The following is a 16,702-nucleotide window of genomic DNA, read 5'->3' on the forward strand; positions in this document are numbered from 1 at the left end:
TCAGCGTCCGGTGCGTGACCGAACGAGCCGGACGGCGGGATCGAGGATCCGATGGCGTGCGAGCGCGAACACTGTCCCCACGGGGGAGCTCGCACCGCCACCGGATCCTCGCCGCGCCGCGGTGAAAGCGTCGATCCCGTTGCGCTGCAACGACGACAGCATCGTCTTCGCCACGGGCCGAGCCGGATCCGGATCCTTGCCGGCTCCCATCAGATGCAACTGATCGGTGTGCCACTGCAGATCGAGCAGTCCCCCCAGCGACCGGACCGAGCGGTGGGTCGCGAAGCGGGCCGGCACCGGAACGGAGATGGACGGGCTGGGCAGTACGCTGACGGTGCCGTCGAGAACGTCCCGTGCCGCTCCGGGCAGGACGGCGGTCGGGCGGCCGAGTCCCACCATCTGACACGCACCGGACCGCACCGCGTCCGACATTCCGTCGCGCGTGCGGAACCCACCGGTCACGGCGAGCGGGATGTGGGGAGCGAGGTCGCGCACCGTGACGGCGTAGTCGAGGAAGTACGCCTCGCGCGACGCCGTACCGGCCGACACCGCGGTGCCCATCATCGCGGGCGACTCATAGCTGCCGCCGCTGATCTCGATGAGATCGACCGGCAGATCACCGATCATCGAGACCACCTCACGGGACTCGTCCTCGCTGAAACCGCCGCGCTGGAAGTCGGCCGAGTTGAGTTTGATGCCGACGGCGAAGCCCGGGGAGACGGCGGCCCGTACTCGTCGCACCACCTCGAGCAGGAAACGCGCGCGGCCCTCGATGTCGCCGCCCCACTCGTCGGTCCGCAGGTTCGTCAGGGGCGAGAGGAACTGGCTGACGAGATAACCGTGGGCGGCGTGGATCTGCACTCCGTCGAACCCCGCCTCCTCGGCCACCGCGGCCGTCGTCGCGAACCGCGACAGGATGTCCTCGATCTCCGCGCCGCTGGCCGCGCGGGGCGCCGGGATCCCGGGGATGTCCAGGCCCACCACGGACGGCGCCAGGGTGCCGCCGACCGTCGTCACCGGGTTGCCCTGACGGCCGGGGTGGTTGATCTGCATCCAGATCGGACTGCCACCGTCCTGCGCCGTCTTCGCCCAGCGGGAGAGGGCGTCCAGGTCGCGTCCGTCCGCGACCGCGACGTTGCCGGGCTCGCCCAGATGCCGGTGGTCGACCATGACGTTCCCGGTGACGAGGAGCCCGTAGCCACCATCGCCCCAGCGGCGGTAGAGACGCGACAGTCTCTCGTCCGGAGCGTTGTCACGGGTACCCAGCGCTTCGCTGAGCGCGGACTTCATGATCCGGTTCGGCAGGACCTGTCCGTTGGGCAACGTCAGCGGTGCGGACAGCGACACGTCAGGCATGGAACCCCTCGTCGGGTGAATGGGTGGGTGGATCCGTTCCCCGGAGTACACCAGATGTGGTGTGATGATAGCTGTCATCACTTGCCGCGGTGTCCGTGAACGGGCGCCCCACCACTCGGGAGCGCGATGCGCAGCGTCACGGTCGTCATCATCGGCAGCGGGTTCGGTGGGCAGTGCGCCGCCATCGAACTGCTGCGTCGCGGCATCGACGACATCGTCGTCCTGGAACGACGCGAGTTCGCCGGCGGAACCTGGCGGCAGAACTCCTACCCCGGAGCGGCCGTCGACGTGCAGAGCCCGCTCTACTCGATCGCGTCCGAGCCGTACGACTGGTCGCAGATGTTCGCGGTGCAGAGCGAGCTCGAGGACTACACCCGCCACGTCGTGGACAAGCACGGTCTCGGGGATCTCACCGTGCTCGGCGCCGAGGTGCAGCGCATCGAGTGGGTCGACGACTCCTGGCACGTCACGACAACAGCGGGTGACTATCGTGCGCAGTTCGTGGTCAACGCGACCGGGCCGCTCAGCACGCCTGTCGTTCCGCCCTTCCCGGGTCGCGAGAGTTTCGCGGGCGCCCAGTTCCACACCAACGCGTGGGACCACGACGTCCCCCTCGCCGACGCGCGTGTCGCCATCGTCGGCAGTGGTGCGAGCGCGGCGCAGATCATCCCGGCCGTTCAGCCCGAGGTGGGTGAGCTCCACGTCTTCCAGCGGTCCCCGCACTGGGTGATGCCCCGACCCGATCGGAAGTTTCGACCCTGGGAACGCCGTGCCCTGCGGGTGGGCTTCGTGCGTCGAGCACTGCGCGCGGCCATCTACTGGAAGCTCGAGGCCCGGATCATCGGCTTCAAGTACTCGAAGGTCGGCCTCTGGCTGTTCGCCGAGCGTCACGCACGGAATCTGCTCCGCGACCAGGTGGCGGACCCCGATCTCCGGGCCAGGCTGACACCGGACTACACGATCGGGTGCAAGCGGATCATCCTGTCCAACACGCTGTATCCCGCCATCAGCTCCGCGAACACGACGCTCCACGACCGTGACGACGGCATCGCCGAAGTCACCCCCACCGGCATCACCACCGCGACGGGCCGCGAGATCCCCCTCGACGTGATCGTGTGGTCCACCGGATACGACGCCACCGACGGCGTCATCTCCTACCCGGTCATCGGCCGGGACGGCACCGCGCTCCGCGACGTGTGGTCCGACTACCCGAGGGCCTATCTGGGCACGACCGTCCCCGACTTCCCGAACCTGTTCATCGTCACCGGGCCGAACACCGGGATCGGCCACACGAGCGCCATCTTCGTCATCGAGGCCCAGATGCGGTACATCATGTCGGCCATCGAGCACGCTCGGCGGACGTCGTCGCGCACGGTGGAGGTCACCCGCGCCGCCGAGGAGCGCTACACCGCGATGATCCACGACGAGATGACACGCACGGTGTGGCAGAACGGTGGCTGCACGAGCTGGTACAAGTCCGCGTCCGGACGCGTGATCGCCATGTTCCCCGGCTTCAGCTTCACCTACCGCAGACTGGCCGGCTCGTTCCGGGACGACGACCACGTCCTGCGGCCCGCGTCGACCGACACCGAGACAGTGGCAGCGTCATGACCTCCGGCACCCCGGGCATGTTCCGGAGATCCCCGCGGCTCCGCCTCGACGGGCGCGTGGCCGTCGTGACGGGGGCCGGCGGCGGCATCGGATCCGCCGTCGCACGCGAACTCGTCTCCCGCGGCGCCGCGGTCGCGCTGCTCGACGTCGCTCCGTCCGTCGACGACGTCGCTCGTGCCCTGGGCGACCGGGCGATCGCCCTCCGCGTGGACGTGACGTCTCCCGACGAACTCAGTGCGGCCGTCGCCACCGTCCACGACCGGTTCGGCGGGATCGACGTGGTGCACGCCAACGCGGGCATCTCGAGCGGCGACACCGCGTACACCGTGGCGACCGTTCCCGACGGGGTCTTCGAGCGTGTCGTCTCGGTCAACCTGAACGGCGTGTGGAACACGATCCGGGCGACACTGCCGGACATCGTCGCCGCCCGCGGCCACGTGCTGATCACGTCGTCGACCTACGCCTATCTCAACGGCCTGGCGAACGCTCCGTACGCCGCGACCAAGGCCGCGGTGGAGCAGATCGGTCGCGCCCTGCGTGCAGAGCTCGCTCACACGGGCGCGACCGCGGGGATCCTGTACCCGGGGTGGGTCGCGACCCCCATCGCTGACGTGGCTTTCGGCGCCGACGACATCGCGACCGCTCTGGTGGCGCGAGCCTTCCCCGCACCCCTTCTCACGCCCATCTCCCCCGAGGCTCTCGCGGCGGGAGCGGTGGACGGTATCGAGCGACGAGCAGCACGGATCCAGCTTCCGGGACGGTGGCGGGCCTATTCGGCGATGCGCGGGATAGCGAACCCGCTGTCCGATCTCGTGCTGGAGAAGGACCGGACGATCCGGACGCTCGTCGCGCGGCTCGAACGCCGCCGGCCCTGATTCGGCTATTTCCCCGTTTGTGACCCGCACACTGGTGATTAGTACCGACAGTGTCTGTTATCACGGGTATCGTTCCGATGCATGATGCTCGCCGCCCTGCTCCGGGAATGCTGGTCCGCCCAGCGTGACACGCAGCAGTTGCGGCTCTTCGTGGAGTCGCGCGGCCTCGCGCGATGGATGCGCGGCCTGATCTCCTGCCTCACCCTCGTCGTCACGGCCATCGCTGTCCTGTCGCTCGGATCGCCGTCCGGAGCCCAGGGTCTCGCGGATCGAGCCGTCGTCGTCGTCACCATCGTGGGTGGAATCGGCTGGGCCGTGCGCTGGAACGTGGCGCACTGGCCGTCCTTCCGCGAATCGGTCGTCTTCTTCGCCTACGCCGATGTCGCCATCGCCGTGGTCTGCTTCCTCGACTCGAGCTCGCTCGCCGGCTTGAGCGGTGCCGGTCTGCTGGTGCTCCTCGGGACCTACGCGACCTTCCTGCTGGGGCCACGGGTGTTACTCGCGCACGTCGTGTGGTGCGCATTCACCATCGCGGTGCTCGCCGTCAAGGTCGCGCTCGACCCCGAGTACGACCTGGCGATCGCCGCCGCCAAGGCGATCATGCTGAGTGTCGTCGGCGTGGTGGTCCCCATCGTGATCGAACTGGGTGTCCATCTCATCCGCGTCGACGCGGACAAGTCGTTGACCGATCCGCTCACCGGCCTCAGCAACCGCCGGGGGCTCGAGTCGCGACTGATGCTTCTCGCCGACGACATGCGTTCCACGACCACCCGCGCCGCCGCTGCCCACCCGGTGGCCGCCGTGATCGTGCTCGACCTCGACAAGTTCAAGGCGATCAACGACGAATTCGGGCACAACGTCGGCGACGAGGTGCTGGTGCGCGTCGGACAGAGCCTGGTGCGCGCGGCCGGATCCGCCGCCGTGGTCACACGCCACGGCGGCGAGGAGTTCCTCGTCTTCGATCTGTACGACGACGCACTCGCGGCGTTGCGGGCCGCCCGCGCCGTCCGCGACGCGGTGGCGGAGAGGATCCCGGGGCCGGCGGTCACCGCGAGTGTCGGGCTCGCGATGGCGAGCACGACCACCCTGCTGCACGATCGCCGGCGCCTGTCGGCCACACTCACCGAACTCGTCGATCGGGGCGACACCGCGATGTACCGGGCCAAGCGATCGGGTGGGCACTGCGTCGCCGTGGACGGGGGAACGGCGCGCGGTCTCGCGTCGACCGGTTGAATGGTGGCGTGACCGATCCATCGCCCGCACGTACCTACGGCGGGGAGAGCGCCGAGGAGCGCACGGCTCGTCGCCGGCGCCAACTGCTCGACGCGGGGCGCGCGTCCTTCGGATCGGTGGGTTTCCGAGCGTCGACGGTGCGCGGCATCTGTCGTGACGCGCACGTCGCCGATCGCTACTTCTACGAGCTGTTCCCCACTCTCGAGGACCTCCTGGTCGAGGTGTACCGCGAGTGCATCGCCACACTGACCCGATCCACCACGGCGGCGGTCGACGACCTGCCCGCCGGGACGGACCCGCTGACGCTCTCGCGTCACGGCCTCGACGGCTTCTTCCGCGCCGTGGAGGACCGTGAGCTCGCACGGATCGTGTGGCTCGAGGTGCTGGGGGTGAGCCCACGGGTGGACCGTACGTATCTCGACACGATGCACGGATTCGGTGAGCTGATGGTGGGGCTCCTCGGTCGCCACACGCCGGACATTGCCGTCGGTAGTTCCCTCGACAGGTTGGCCACCGCCGCTGTCGGCGGCATCAGCCACACCGCCATGACCTGGCTCATGGACGGATACCGAGCGGACAGAACCGATCTCGTCCACGGGACCGCCCGGTTCCTCGCCGCGGTGGTCGGTGCGGCCGAGCCCGAGTAATTCGGTCGACGCGGTCCCCCCTCGGGTGTTTCAGTGGTGCGAACCGACCACGACTCGAGGACGCACGCATGTATCCGACCGATCCCGACGTGTTCCTGCTCGTCCGACGGCAGGAACACGCGACCTTCACCCGCGACGCCGAGCACCGGCGCGTGGCTCGCGCCCGCGCACGTCTCGCCCACGACGAACTCCGCGTCCAGCGCGCATGGGAGGAACTGACGGCGGCACTGGCCGAGTCCGCGCAGTCGCGGCAGTCCCTGGCCGACCTGGTGCACAGCAGCCGCTGAGTCAGCGTTCGTTGCCCCGAAGTTCGTTGCCCCGAAGATCGATGCCCCGAAGGAGGATGTCGACGGCGGCCTCGATGGTGGCATCGTCGGGCAGCGTCCCGTACATCAGCGTCGGGCAGATAACGGAGCCGGACAGCATGGACACCGCCGCCTCGAGCTCCGGGCCCTGGATCACCGCACCGAGCATCTGCCGAGTGTGCTTCTCGCCGTCGTCGACGATGCGGCGGCGCACCCGGCCGATCTCGGCGACGGTGGCCCCCCACTGCGCCATGGCCATGAGCACGCGATCGAGGCGCTGGGTGGCGATGGCGTCACGGAGCATCCGCAGCTCACCGATCAGGTCCGTGCGGACGTCGCCGACCAGGTCGTGATGCGGCATGTCGCCGATCGCCTCGAGAGCCATGGTGAGCAGGTCGGAACGGGACGGCCAGTGCGTGTACAGCGTGGTCTTGGAGTAACCGGCCACCCGTGCGACGTGCGCGTGGGTCACCGCCTCCCACCCCTCGCCTGTCAGCACCTCGAGCGCGGCGCGCGAGACGTCCGCGCGAGTGCGAGCGACGCGGGCGTCCTCTGCCACGGCGTCGGGCTCGATTCCGATTCCGTTCTCGTCCGACGGGGTATCACTCATCGCGTCACTCACCTCCTCGTTCAGCCAGTGCTTCCAATTGCGGGCATCGAAGTTCGAGGGTTGAAGTTACGCGAGTTTCGGGTACAGACCTATTGAACGAAATGTTCATTACTGTACTGTTGGACCAGATTTTTGCACGGCATTTCGACCGCGAACTCCCCCACCATCATTCGCGACGGGTCATCCGTCGCCTCGGGCCACGGCGCAGCACAGCGTCGGGCCGGTCTACGGAAGGACACCGATGTCTGCCATCCTCTTCGGCTCCATCAGCACTCTCGCCGACACGTCCGAGCTCCAGCGACGCGCCTTCAACGAGGCGTTCTCCTCGCACAGGCTCGACTGGAACTGGTCACGCGACGACTACCGGTCCATGCTCGGGTCCAACGGCGGCGCGAACCGGATCGAGGACTTCGCGACGTCCGAAGGCGTCGAGGTCGACGCCTCCGCGGTGCACGCGACCAAGTCGGAGATCTTCCGGTCCCTCCTCTCCTCGGCCGGTGTGAGCCCGCGACCCGGCGTCGTGGACACCATCGCCGCGGCGAAGAAGTCGGGCGCCAAGCTCGGCTTCGTCACGACCACGTCGAAGGAGAACGTCGACGCCGTGCTCGAGGCGCTGTCCCACGAGGTCTCTCGCGACTCGTTCGACGTCCTCGTCGACGCGGACGACGTCGAGCAGGGCAAGCCCGACCCCGCGTCCTACGCCTTCGCCCTCGACAAGCTGGGCGAACAGCCGTCCGCCTGTGTCGCGATCGAGGACAACGCCGGTGGTGTGGCCGCCGCAGCCGCAGCCGACATCACCTGCGTCGCGTTCCCGAACGAGAACACCGCCGGCAGCGACTTCTCCTCGGCATCGGAGACGGTCGAATCCCTCGACCCCGCTCGCATCGAATCTCTGGTGACGGCTCGACAGTGACCTTCACCGGTCGACTCCACACCCTGTCGAGTCACATCCACGCCAACCCCGGTTCACCCGTCGAGCGCGATGCTCGCGAACCGTTTTCCTCGGGAGAGAAGTAGTGAGCAACCTCCAGGCACGTGTCACCGCAGACGATCGCACCTTCCACGTCGAGGGATACGAGAAGATCGAGTACGACCTCGTGTACGTCGACGGCGTCTTCGACACCGCGAACACCGAGCTCGCGGACAGCTACCGGCCGTACGGCCGCTGCCTGATGGTGGTGGACGACAGCGTCCTCGCGCTGTACGGCGACGCGATCCACACCTATTTCCGCCATCACGACATCGCGCTGACCATCGTCCCGGTGCAGATCCGCGAGACGGCGAAGTCGATCGAGACCTTCGAGCGGATCGTGGGCGAGTTCGATCGCTTCGGCCTGGTGCGTACCGAGCCCGTCCTGGTCGTCGGCGGCGGACTCACGACGGACGTCGCCGGCTTCGCGTGCGCCAGCTACCGCCGGAACACGCCGTACATCCGCATCCCCACGACGCTGATCGGTCTCATCGACGCCAGCGTCAGCATCAAGGTCGCCGTCAACTACGGCAAGCACAAGAACCGTCTGGGCGCGTACCACGCCTCGCAGAAGGTGTTGCTGGACTTCAGTTTCCTGGGCACCCTGCCGGAGGACCAGGTTCGCAACGGCATGGCGGAACTCATCAAGATCTCCGTCGTGGGCAATCTCGAGATCTTCGAGATGCTCGAGAAGCACGGCCCGGAGCTGCTCGCGACGCGTTTCGGTCACCTCGACGGCACCGCGGAACTGCGCGAGATCGCCGACCGCCTCACCTACAAGGCCATCGCGACCATGCTGGACCTGGAAGCGCCCAACCTCCACGAGATCGACCTCGATCGCGTGATCGCTTTCGGCCACACCTGGAGTCCGACGCTCGAGCTCACCCCGCCCGCGCCGTTCTTCCACGGACACGCCATCAACATCGACATGGCGCTGTCCACCACCCTCGCGGAGCAGCGCGGCCACATCACGGCCGACGACCGCGACCGCGTGCTCGGCGTCATGAGCGGGATCGGGCTCGCGCTCGACAGCTCGTACCTGACGGCCGACCTGCTCGCCGAGGCCACGTCGTCCATCCTCAAGACCCGAGACGGGATTCTCCGCGCGGCGGTGCCGGCGCCCATCGGGTCCTGCGAATTCCTGAACGACGTGACCGTCGACGAGCTGTCGGACACGCTCACCCTGCACAAGAAGATCTGCCTCGAGCACGACCGCGACGGCGACGGCGTGGACATGTTCACCGCGCCGCAACCGGAGGTCGCGGTCGGTTCGTCCCACGATGAGTGATGCACGGCCGGTCACACCGACCACCATCGCCGCGGCCGAGCTGACGGAGCTGTGCCGGGACCTCGACGACCTCGGGGTCCCGGCAGCCGTTCTCGGCCGCGCTCGGCGTGCGCGTGACGTGATCGCGGGCCTCGACCCGTACCTGGACGAGTGCACCACCCCGGAATCACCCGCTCTCGCGGATCTGGCCGCACGCACCCGATCCGCGGAATGGTCCGGCAGCGCGCTCGAGCAGGAGATGCTGTCCGGCCACGTCGAGGGACGTTTCCTCGACTTCCTCGTGCGGATGACCCGCGCCACGTCGGTCCTCGAGATCGGCATGTTCACGGGGTACTCCGCTCTCGCCATGGCCGAGGCACTTCCACCCGGCGGAAGCATCGTCGCCTGTGAACTGGACGAACCCGTCGCGGCGTTCGCCCGACAGTGCTTCGACGCGTCGTCGGCAGGCGACGCGATCGAGATTCTCGTCGGTCCTGCGGCGGAGTCCCTCACCCGTCTCGCCGACGAGGGACGCCGGTTCGACCTGGTGTTCATCGATGCCGACAAGGCCGGGTACCTCGGATACCTGACGGCGCTTCTCGACTCCAAGCTGCTGACGCCGGACGCCGTGGTCGCCGTCGACAACACACTCCTGCAGGCCGAGCCGTACCTCGGTACGGCCATGTCGGACAACGGTTCCGCCATCGCGGAGTTCAATCGCGCCGTGGCGGCGGACCCCCGCGTCGAGCAGGTCCTGGTCCCGCTGCGGGACGGACTGACGCTCATCCGTCGATCGAGTGCGTCGTGACGAGCGTCGGCCGGTCCGTGGCGGTCCTCGTCGGCTCGCTCGTCACCGCCCCGCTCGACCTCGTGCCCGTCCTGGCGGCGCTAGCCCGACCGCGCACGGCACCCGGTTCGCCTGCCGCACAACGTAGGACGGTCGTGATCAACGGCGGCAAGATGACCAAGGCGCTACAACTCGCGAGATCGTTCCACGGCGCCGGCCACCGGGTGGTACTGGTCGAATCGGCCAAGTACCGGTACACCGCGCATCGGTTCTCCCGAGCGGTGGACGTGTTCCACACCGTCCCCGAGGCGTCGGAACCCGGATATGCGCGCGCGATCGCCGACATCGTGCTGAACGAGAGAGCGGACGTGTTCGTGCCGGTGTCGAGTCCGGCGTCCAGCGTGCCGGACGCCGAGGTCGGTCGTCTGCTCGACGGGCGGTGCGACGTCGTCCACGTCGACTCGGCCACCGTGCGCATGCTCGACGACAAGGTGCAGTTCTCGAAGGTCGCGGAGTCGCTCGGTCTGCGCGTGCCGGAATCACACCTCGTCACCGACCGTCGGCAGGTCGAGGACTTCGACTTCCCCGACGGCCGTACCTACATCCTCAAGCGCATCGCGTACAACCCGGTGGGTCGTATGGACCTCACGCCGTTGACGGGACGGGACCGCGCGGCGAATGCCGCGTTCGTCTCCGGGCTCGACATCTCGGACGAGGATCCGTGGATCATGCAGGAGTTCGTCACCGGTCAGGAGTACTGCACCCACTCGACTGTCCGCAACGGGCGCGTGCAGGTGTACGGGTGCTGCGAGTCGTCGGCGTTCCAGATCAACTACGCCATGGTGGACAAGCCCGAGATCCGGTCGTGGGTGGAGCATTTCGTCGGCGAGCTCGGGCTCACGGGCCAGGTGTCCTTCGACTTCATCGAGGCGGCGGACGGCCACGCCTACGCCATCGAGTGCAATCCGCGAACGCATTCGGCCATCACCATGTTCCACGATCACCCGGACGTGGCGGCTGCGTACCTCGACGACGGGCACCCCGTCATCACGCCGCTCCCGTCCGCCCGGCCGACCTACTGGATCTACCACGAGATCTGGCGGCTGCTCACCCAGCCTGGCCGCCTCGCCCGCGCACGCACCATCGCCACCGGGAAGGACGCGGTGTTCACGCGGTGGGATCCGTTGCCCTACTTCATGCTTCACCACCTCCACATGCCGTCGCTGATCTGGGCGAACCTTCGCGCCGGTCGCTCGTGGAGCCGCATCGACTTCAACATCGGCAAACTCGTGGAGGCCGGCGGTGACTGACGACACGGCTTTCGTCCACCCGACCGCACGGGTGACCGTGCTGCACCTCGCGGGGTCCGCCGAGGACGAGTTCCACTCGGACCTGTCGCGGGTGTACGCCTTGGACGCGCTGTCCGCGCTCGCCGATCCCGCACGGTACGAGTTCCACGTCGCACTGGTCTCGCCCGACCGCACGTGGCGCTTCCCGGTCGATCTCACCGACGACGCGGTGGCGGCGGCTCCGCCTCTGTCGCTCGCGGACGCGCTGCGTCACATCGAGGCTCTGGGTGTCGACGTCGTCGTGCCGCAGATGTTCTGCCTGCCCGGCATGACGTCCTACCGGGCGCTGGTCGACGTCGTGGGTCTCGCTCTGCTGGGCAACACCGCCGACGTGATGGCACTCGCGGCGGACAAGGCGCTGACCCGAGCGGTGGTCGCTGCGGCGGGCGTTCCGGTGCCGGAGGGCCACGTCGTCGTCGTGCCCCCGGACGCACCACGGTCAGGCACGCGGTCGCCCGTCCCGTTACCGGTGGTCGTCAAGCCGGTGGACTCCGACAACTCGGTGGGGGTGTCGCTCGCGCGCACTCCTGACGAGTACACCGACGCGCTCGCGGACGCTGCGCGGTTCTCCCGCCGGGTGCTGGTGGAGCGCTACGTCGAGTTGGGACGTGAGGTGCGCTGCGGCATCGTCGTGGTGGACGGTGAACCGGTGTGCCTGCCTCTCGAGGAGTACGCCGTGGACGCGGACGATCGTCCGATCCGCACACGCGAGGACAAGTTGTCCCGCGACGAGGACGGGGCGCTGTACCTGGTGGCCAAGAACGCCACGAAGGCGTGGATCGTCCCCGAGGACGATCCGATCACCGAGCGGATCCACGCGGTGGCCCTCGAGTGCCACCGAGCGCTGGGGTGTCGGCACTACAGCCTCTTCGACTTCCGGGTGGACCCCGACGGTCGACCGTGGTTTCTCGAGGCAGGCCTGTACTGCTCCTACGCGCGGGGCAGCGTGGTCGCGGTGATGGCTGCGGCCGCGGGAATCAGTCTCGAGGACCTGTTCGCCGCAGGACTGCGCGAACTCTCGATCGAAGGAGCACGATGATGCGACACACCACCCTCGAACCCGTCGGCGCACACGTCGAGGACGTCCGGGTGGAGGACCTCGACGCGGCGGGAATCGACGAGACACGCCGCCTCGCAGCAGATCACGGCGTCGTCGTCTTCCGGGGGCAGTCGCTCGACGACGACCGTTTCACCGAGTTCCTCCGTGCGTTCGGCGACCTCGTGTTCACCGAGGGCGAGACACCGGTCCCCGGACACCCGGATCTCAACGTCATCAGCAATGTCGGCCGGACGACGACGCCGCGCTCCACCTTCCACGTGGACACGAGCTATGTGGCACACCCACCGGCGTACACCTCGCTCCGTGCGGTCACCGTGCCGTCGGAGGGAGGACAGACCGTCTTCAGCAACCAGTACCGCGCGTGGGACACACTGCCCGACGACCTTCGCGACGAGCTCGTCGACCGCACGCTCACGCACGTCGTGACCGGTCTCGATCTCGCCGACGATGCCGAGTCGTCCGCAGTGCATCCGCTCGTGGCGACCCATCCGATCAGCGGACGGCGCTCGCTCTACCTGTCGACTCCCGCGCGATGCGCGTCGATCAGCGGAATGTCGCCCGACGAGACCGCCGAGACCGTCCGGTTCCTCTACGACCACTCCACCGCCGAGGACAACGTGCACCGGCACACGTGGCAGCCGGGCGACGTCGTCTTGTGGGACAACCGGTGCGTCATGCACCGGGCCGACCACAGCGGAGTGGTGGGCGACCGGGTGATGCACCGCGGGATGGCAACCGACGGTCGCGCTCGCTCCTGAGGCCGATCGTCAGCGCGCCAGGACAGCGGCCCCTCGCCGCACCACCATGTCGCGGAAGGCGAGGGCCTGCGCCGGCAGGGTGCGTGCGGGCCACACCACGCCGATGCGCCGCCGCGCCGCGGGGTCGTTCACCGCGATGTCGACCGTGGGCAGCGGGCCGGCGGGAGTGGTCGTGCGAGGGAGGACGCTGACGCCGAGGCCCGCCCCGACCAGCCCGCGCACGGTGTGGATGTCCTGCCCCTCGAAGGCGATGGTCGGGGCCATTCCCGCAGCGGCCCACAGTGTCTCGCAGAGAGAACGCATGCCGTACCCGTGTTCCATCGCCACGTACGGGTCGTCCGCCGTTTCCACGAGGTCCACCGATCGGCGGCCCGCCAGTCGGTGATCGGACGGGACGACCAACACGAGCCTCTCGTCGTACAGCCCGAAGGACGTGTCGGTGCCGTGTTCGGTGCCGAGCGCCACGAATGCGAGGTCCGCGCTCCCGTCCTCCAGTCTGTCGAGGCACCGGGCCCGCGCGCCCTGGTCGAGGGTGAACGTGACGGCGGGATGATCGGCGAGGAAGCGCTTGATGAGCAGCGGGAGCACGCCCTCGCCCACCGTGTTCTGGAAGCTGACCGAGATGCGGCCACGAGTGCGGGCGTCCTGCTCGGTCATGGCGTCGAGCCCGGCCTCGAGTTCGCGGACCGCCCGGTCGAGGAAGGGCATCAGTGCACGTCCCGCAGGCGTGAGGGCGATGCCCCGACCACGACGCTCGACGACCGCCACTCCCAACGCGGCCGAGGCGCGGGCGAGTTGCCGGCTCACCGTCGGCTGCGGGAGGCCGAGGACGTGCGCCGCCTCGGTGATGTGTTCGGTCTCCGCCACGGCGAGCAGTGTCGGGATCAGAGGCAGGAGTGCCTCGGCTTCCTCACGCATGAATCGAACGATACGTCACGATCATGATTGTGCGAGATGCAATGCATTGGACGAATAGGTCACGTCCGGCCTACCGTCGGATCGCGTGACCATCGACGAGGCGACCGACACCGACTGGGACGGACACACCCGTGGGTCCCGCGAGTACCGCAGGCTCGTCGCCGGGCTGCTTCTCGCCGGTGTCGCCACTTTCGCCCAGCTGTACTCCGTCCAGGGCATCCTCCCGCTCATCGCCTCGAACCTCTCGATCACGCCGTCGCAGTCCTCGCTCGCGGTGGGCTGCGCCACGGTCGGCGTCGCGGTCGCCGTACTGCCGTGGTCCGTGGTGGCCGACCGCGTCGGCCGGGTGCGTGCCATGAGCATCTCGATCGTCACGGCCACCGTCCTGGGCCTCGTCGTCCCGCTCTCCACGTCGTTGCCGATGCTGCTGACGGTGCGGTTCGTGGAGGGCGCCGCCCTCGGCGGGCTGCCGGCCATCGCGATCGCCTACCTCAGCGAGGAGGTGCACCGCCGGAACACCGCGGTGGCCGCGGCCACCTACGTCTCGGGCACCACGCTGGGCGGGCTGCTCGGCCGCATCATCGCCGGACCCGTCGCCGAGTACACGAACTGGCGCATCGGAACACTGACGGTCTCGATCATCGCCGCCGTGGCCGCGATCGCCTTCCTGCGCCTCGCCCCCGCACCGCGGCGCGCGCTCCCTGCGCGGGATGGCGGCCCGGGGCTGGGGAAACGCGTCACCACACACCTCCGGGACCCCGGCATGCGCGCGCTGTTCGGGCAGGCGTTCCTGCTCATGGGCGGCTTCGTCACCGTCTACAACTATCTGGGCTTCCGCCTCGAGGCAGCCCCGTTCGGACTCCCCCAGTCGCTGATCAGCCTCATCTTCATCGCCTATCTCAGCGGAACCGTCTCGTCTCGCGTCGCCGGACAGCTGGCCGGCCGGTTCGGACGCTCCGCGGTGCTCGCCGGGTCGACGGGCGTCATGATCGCCGGGGTCGCCCTGACGATCGCGCACTCGCTGATCGTCGTACTCCTCGGCCTGGTGGTGTTCACGATGGGATTCTTCGCCGCGCACGCCATCGCGTCCGGATGGACCGGGCATCGCGCGACGGACGGTCGCGCTCAGGCGGCGTCGCTCTACAACCTCTTCTACTACGGCGGTTCGAGCATCGTCGGCTGGACGGGCGGAGTCGTGTATCAGGCCTACGGCTGGTCGGCCATGGCCGCGTTCGTCATCGCACTGGCCGTCGTCGCCGCTCTGTGGGCACTGGTCTTGCGGTCGCCCGGCGCCGAGGCTCAGTCGGCGTAGTCGCCGGGGTCCAGGATGTCGTTCATGTCGCGACGGACGAGCCGGACCATGAGCGGGAGCGGCAGGAACCGGGCCCCGAAGGCGACCTGGCGCGACCGGTGTCCGGTGACGATGCGCATCCGTCCGGACTCGACGTCCCGCACCACGCGCTCGGCCACCGCCTCGGGCGAGGTGGCGTAGTACTTCGCTGCGAACTGCTGGGATCCCTCGGCCCGCGAGATGTTGGTCGCCACGCCGCCCGGATGGACCAGGTGGACCGAGACGGTGGACCCGGCGAGTTCGGTCGCGAGGGCCTCGGTGAATCCCCGCACCGCGAACTTGCTGGCGCAGTAGTCGGTGTGGTTCGGCGTCCCCTGCAGTCCGAAGATGGAGGACACGTTCACCAGCGCAGCCGCCGGCCGCGACATCAGCTGCGGCAGGAAGGCGCGCGTCCCGTGCACCACCCCACCGAGATTGACCGCCATCACCCGGTCGTAGGACGCGTCGTCGAGATGCCAGGCGGGCCGGAAACCGCCCTCGATGCCGGCGTTGTTGACGACGACGGTCGCCGGGCCCACCTCCCGGGCGACGCGGGCGGCGAAGGCCGCGACGGCGTCGCGATCGGCCACGTCGTACACCTCGGTGAGCACCGTGCCGCCCGAGGGCAGGCTCGTCACCGTCTCCGCGAGGGCGTTGCCGTCGATGTCGCCGAGCGCGAGGACCGCCCCGCGTGCGGCGTAGGCCGCCGCGTACGCGCGGCCCATGCCGGATCCGGCTCCGGTGATCACCACCACCTTGCCTGCGAGGTCCGCCAACGGTCTCCGTCGTCCCACCATCATCTGATGATAGCTGTCATCACATCGCGTCGCAGTGTCGATGTGCCCGGGTACTGTGCGTGTCATGCCCGACGTCGTCGTACCCGCTGCCGATCGAATCCACTGGCGCAACGAGTGGCTGGACTCCTGGCAGTCCTTCCCCGTGGCGGGCAACTTCGATCTCGCCGCGAATGCGCACGGGTTGCTGCTCGTCCACAACGACGACACCGTCGACGCGGGCGAGGGATTCGACAGCCACCAGCACGCCGACGTCGAGATCGTGACCTGGGTGCTGGACGGATCACTGGTGCACCGTGACTCGCTCGGGAACGAGGGGACCATCACGCCCGGGTTGGCGCAGCGGATGAGTGCGGGCTCCGGCGTCGTCCACTCCGAGCGGAACGGGGCCGGATATTCCGCCGGGACACCGCTGCGGGTCGTCCAGATGTGGCTTCCGCCGGACGAGAACGGGCGGCCGCCCGGGTACGAGGAGTACGCGGCGGCAGGCGAACTGGCCTCCGGCCGCCTGGTCACGGTCGCGTCGGGACTCGACCGTGACCGCGGTGGCACGGCCGTCGGACTGGGCCAGAGCAAGGCGGCGCTCCACGTGGCGCGGCTGCGGCCGGGCACGCCCGTCACCCTCCCCACCGCGCCGTTCCTCCACCTCTTCGTCGCGCGCGGCACCGTCGAGATCGACGGCATCGGAACACTCGGTCCCGGTGACGCGCTCCGCGGTACCGACACCGGCGGACATGTCGTCCACACGACGTCGTCGGCCGAGATCCTGGTGTGGGAGATGCACGCTCATGCGTGAGTGTTTGCGGTCACACGGCCGGGGGTAGAAAACTGT

17 protein-coding genes are annotated in these 16,702 nt (G+C 68.8%); 13 read left to right on the top strand and 4 right to left on the bottom strand.

Features of this window, described 5'->3' with window-relative positions; genetic code table 11:
- Entirely contained in the window at positions 1–1,356 is a 1,356-nt protein-coding gene (locus HQ306_RS02935) for an NADH:flavin oxidoreductase/NADH oxidase family protein (RefSeq protein WP_222627516.1), read from the bottom strand.
- 126 nt (positions 1,357–1,482) lie between these two features.
- Here HQ306_RS02935 and HQ306_RS02940 point away from each other — a divergent pair, with 126 nt between their 5' ends.
- From HQ306_RS02940 to HQ306_RS02960, 5 genes are all read left to right on the top strand, one after another.
- Positions 1,483–2,967: an NAD(P)/FAD-dependent oxidoreductase gene (locus HQ306_RS02940; protein ID WP_222627518.1), complete on the top strand. Its 1,485-nt coding sequence runs from the start codon at positions 1,483–1,485 to the stop codon at positions 2,965–2,967.
- Positions 2,964–3,842: an SDR family NAD(P)-dependent oxidoreductase gene (locus HQ306_RS02945; RefSeq protein WP_261769684.1), complete on the top strand. Its 879-nt coding sequence runs from the start codon at positions 2,964–2,966 to the stop codon at positions 3,840–3,842. Before HQ306_RS02940 ends, HQ306_RS02945 begins: the two co-directional genes overlap by 4 nt.
- 81 nt (positions 3,843–3,923) lie before the next feature.
- Positions 3,924–5,075, top strand: coding sequence for a diguanylate cyclase (locus HQ306_RS02950; protein ID WP_222627519.1), 1,152 nt, complete (start codon positions 3,924–3,926; stop codon positions 5,073–5,075).
- Positions 5,076–5,083: 8 nt separating this feature from the next.
- Positions 5,084–5,722: a TetR/AcrR family transcriptional regulator gene (locus HQ306_RS02955; protein ID WP_051612942.1), complete on the top strand. Its 639-nt coding sequence runs from the start codon at positions 5,084–5,086 to the stop codon at positions 5,720–5,722.
- A 68-nt stretch (positions 5,723–5,790) separates the two neighbouring features.
- The gene (locus tag HQ306_RS02960; protein ID WP_027503999.1) at positions 5,791–6,009 is read left to right on the top strand and encodes a hypothetical protein; all 219 of its coding nucleotides are present in this window, start codon (positions 5,791–5,793) and stop codon (positions 6,007–6,009) included.
- Position 6,010: 1 nt separating this feature from the next.
- On the opposite strand, the gene HQ306_RS02965 is transcribed toward HQ306_RS02960, so the two are convergent.
- A complete protein-coding gene (locus HQ306_RS02965) occupies positions 6,011–6,637 on the bottom strand; it encodes a TetR/AcrR family transcriptional regulator (RefSeq protein WP_222627521.1) in 627 nt (208 codons plus the stop codon).
- A gap of 241 nt (positions 6,638–6,878) precedes the next feature.
- Between HQ306_RS02965 and HQ306_RS02970 the strand changes: the two genes are divergently transcribed.
- The 6 genes from HQ306_RS02970 to HQ306_RS02995 all read left to right on the top strand — a co-directional run bounded on the left by HQ306_RS02970 (position 6,879) and on the right by HQ306_RS02995 (position 12,828).
- Positions 6,879–7,550: an HAD-IA family hydrolase gene (locus HQ306_RS02970; RefSeq protein ID WP_222627523.1), complete on the top strand. Its 672-nt coding sequence runs from the start codon at positions 6,879–6,881 to the stop codon at positions 7,548–7,550.
- Positions 7,551–7,653: 103 nt separating this feature from the next.
- Complete coding sequence (locus HQ306_RS02975; protein WP_027504001.1) at positions 7,654–8,895, top strand: sedoheptulose 7-phosphate cyclase; 1,242 nt, start codon at positions 7,654–7,656, stop codon at positions 8,893–8,895.
- A complete protein-coding gene (locus HQ306_RS02980) occupies positions 8,888–9,682 on the top strand; it encodes an O-methyltransferase (RefSeq protein ID WP_222627525.1) in 795 nt (264 codons plus the stop codon). The genes HQ306_RS02975 and HQ306_RS02980 overlap by 8 nt, the downstream gene beginning before the upstream one ends.
- Positions 9,679–10,971: an ATP-grasp enzyme gene (locus HQ306_RS02985; RefSeq protein WP_222627527.1), complete on the top strand. Its 1,293-nt coding sequence runs from the start codon at positions 9,679–9,681 to the stop codon at positions 10,969–10,971. Before HQ306_RS02980 ends, HQ306_RS02985 begins: the two co-directional genes overlap by 4 nt.
- Complete coding sequence (locus HQ306_RS02990) at positions 10,964–12,049, top strand: D-alanine--D-alanine ligase (RefSeq protein ID WP_308115375.1); 1,086 nt, start codon at positions 10,964–10,966, stop codon at positions 12,047–12,049. The genes HQ306_RS02985 and HQ306_RS02990 overlap by 8 nt, the downstream gene beginning before the upstream one ends.
- Positions 12,046–12,828 carry a TauD/TfdA family dioxygenase gene (locus HQ306_RS02995; RefSeq protein ID WP_261769685.1) on the top strand — a complete coding sequence of 261 codons (783 nt, stop codon included), beginning with the start codon at positions 12,046–12,048 and terminating at the stop codon, positions 12,826–12,828. Before HQ306_RS02990 ends, HQ306_RS02995 begins: the two co-directional genes overlap by 4 nt.
- A 9-nt stretch (positions 12,829–12,837) precedes the next feature.
- Here the strand turns inward: HQ306_RS02995 and HQ306_RS03000 are convergent, their stop codons facing one another.
- Positions 12,838–13,746 carry a LysR family transcriptional regulator gene (locus HQ306_RS03000; RefSeq protein WP_222627529.1) on the bottom strand — a complete coding sequence of 303 codons (909 nt, stop codon included), beginning with the start codon at positions 13,744–13,746 and terminating at the stop codon, positions 12,838–12,840.
- Positions 13,747–13,831: 85 nt separating this feature from the next.
- Here HQ306_RS03000 and HQ306_RS03005 point away from each other — a divergent pair, with 85 nt between their 5' ends.
- Entirely contained in the window at positions 13,832–15,058 is a 1,227-nt protein-coding gene (locus HQ306_RS03005) for an MFS transporter (RefSeq protein WP_222627531.1), read from the top strand.
- Here HQ306_RS03005 and HQ306_RS03010 read toward each other — a convergent pair.
- Entirely contained in the window at positions 15,046–15,873 is an 828-nt protein-coding gene (locus tag HQ306_RS03010) for an SDR family oxidoreductase (RefSeq protein WP_056447585.1), read from the bottom strand. The genes HQ306_RS03005 and HQ306_RS03010 overlap by 13 nt on opposite strands.
- A gap of 64 nt (positions 15,874–15,937) precedes the next feature.
- On the opposite strand from HQ306_RS03010, the gene HQ306_RS03015 reads away from it, so the two are divergent.
- Positions 15,938–16,666: a pirin family protein gene (locus HQ306_RS03015; RefSeq protein ID WP_027504008.1), complete on the top strand. Its 729-nt coding sequence runs from the start codon at positions 15,938–15,940 to the stop codon at positions 16,664–16,666.
- The last annotated feature ends 36 nt before the right edge of the window (positions 16,667–16,702 follow it).

The sequence above is a fragment of the Rhodococcus sp. BP-160 genome, from assembly GCF_019836205.1.
Classification (GTDB): domain Bacteria; phylum Actinomycetota; class Actinomycetes; order Mycobacteriales; family Mycobacteriaceae; genus Rhodococcoides.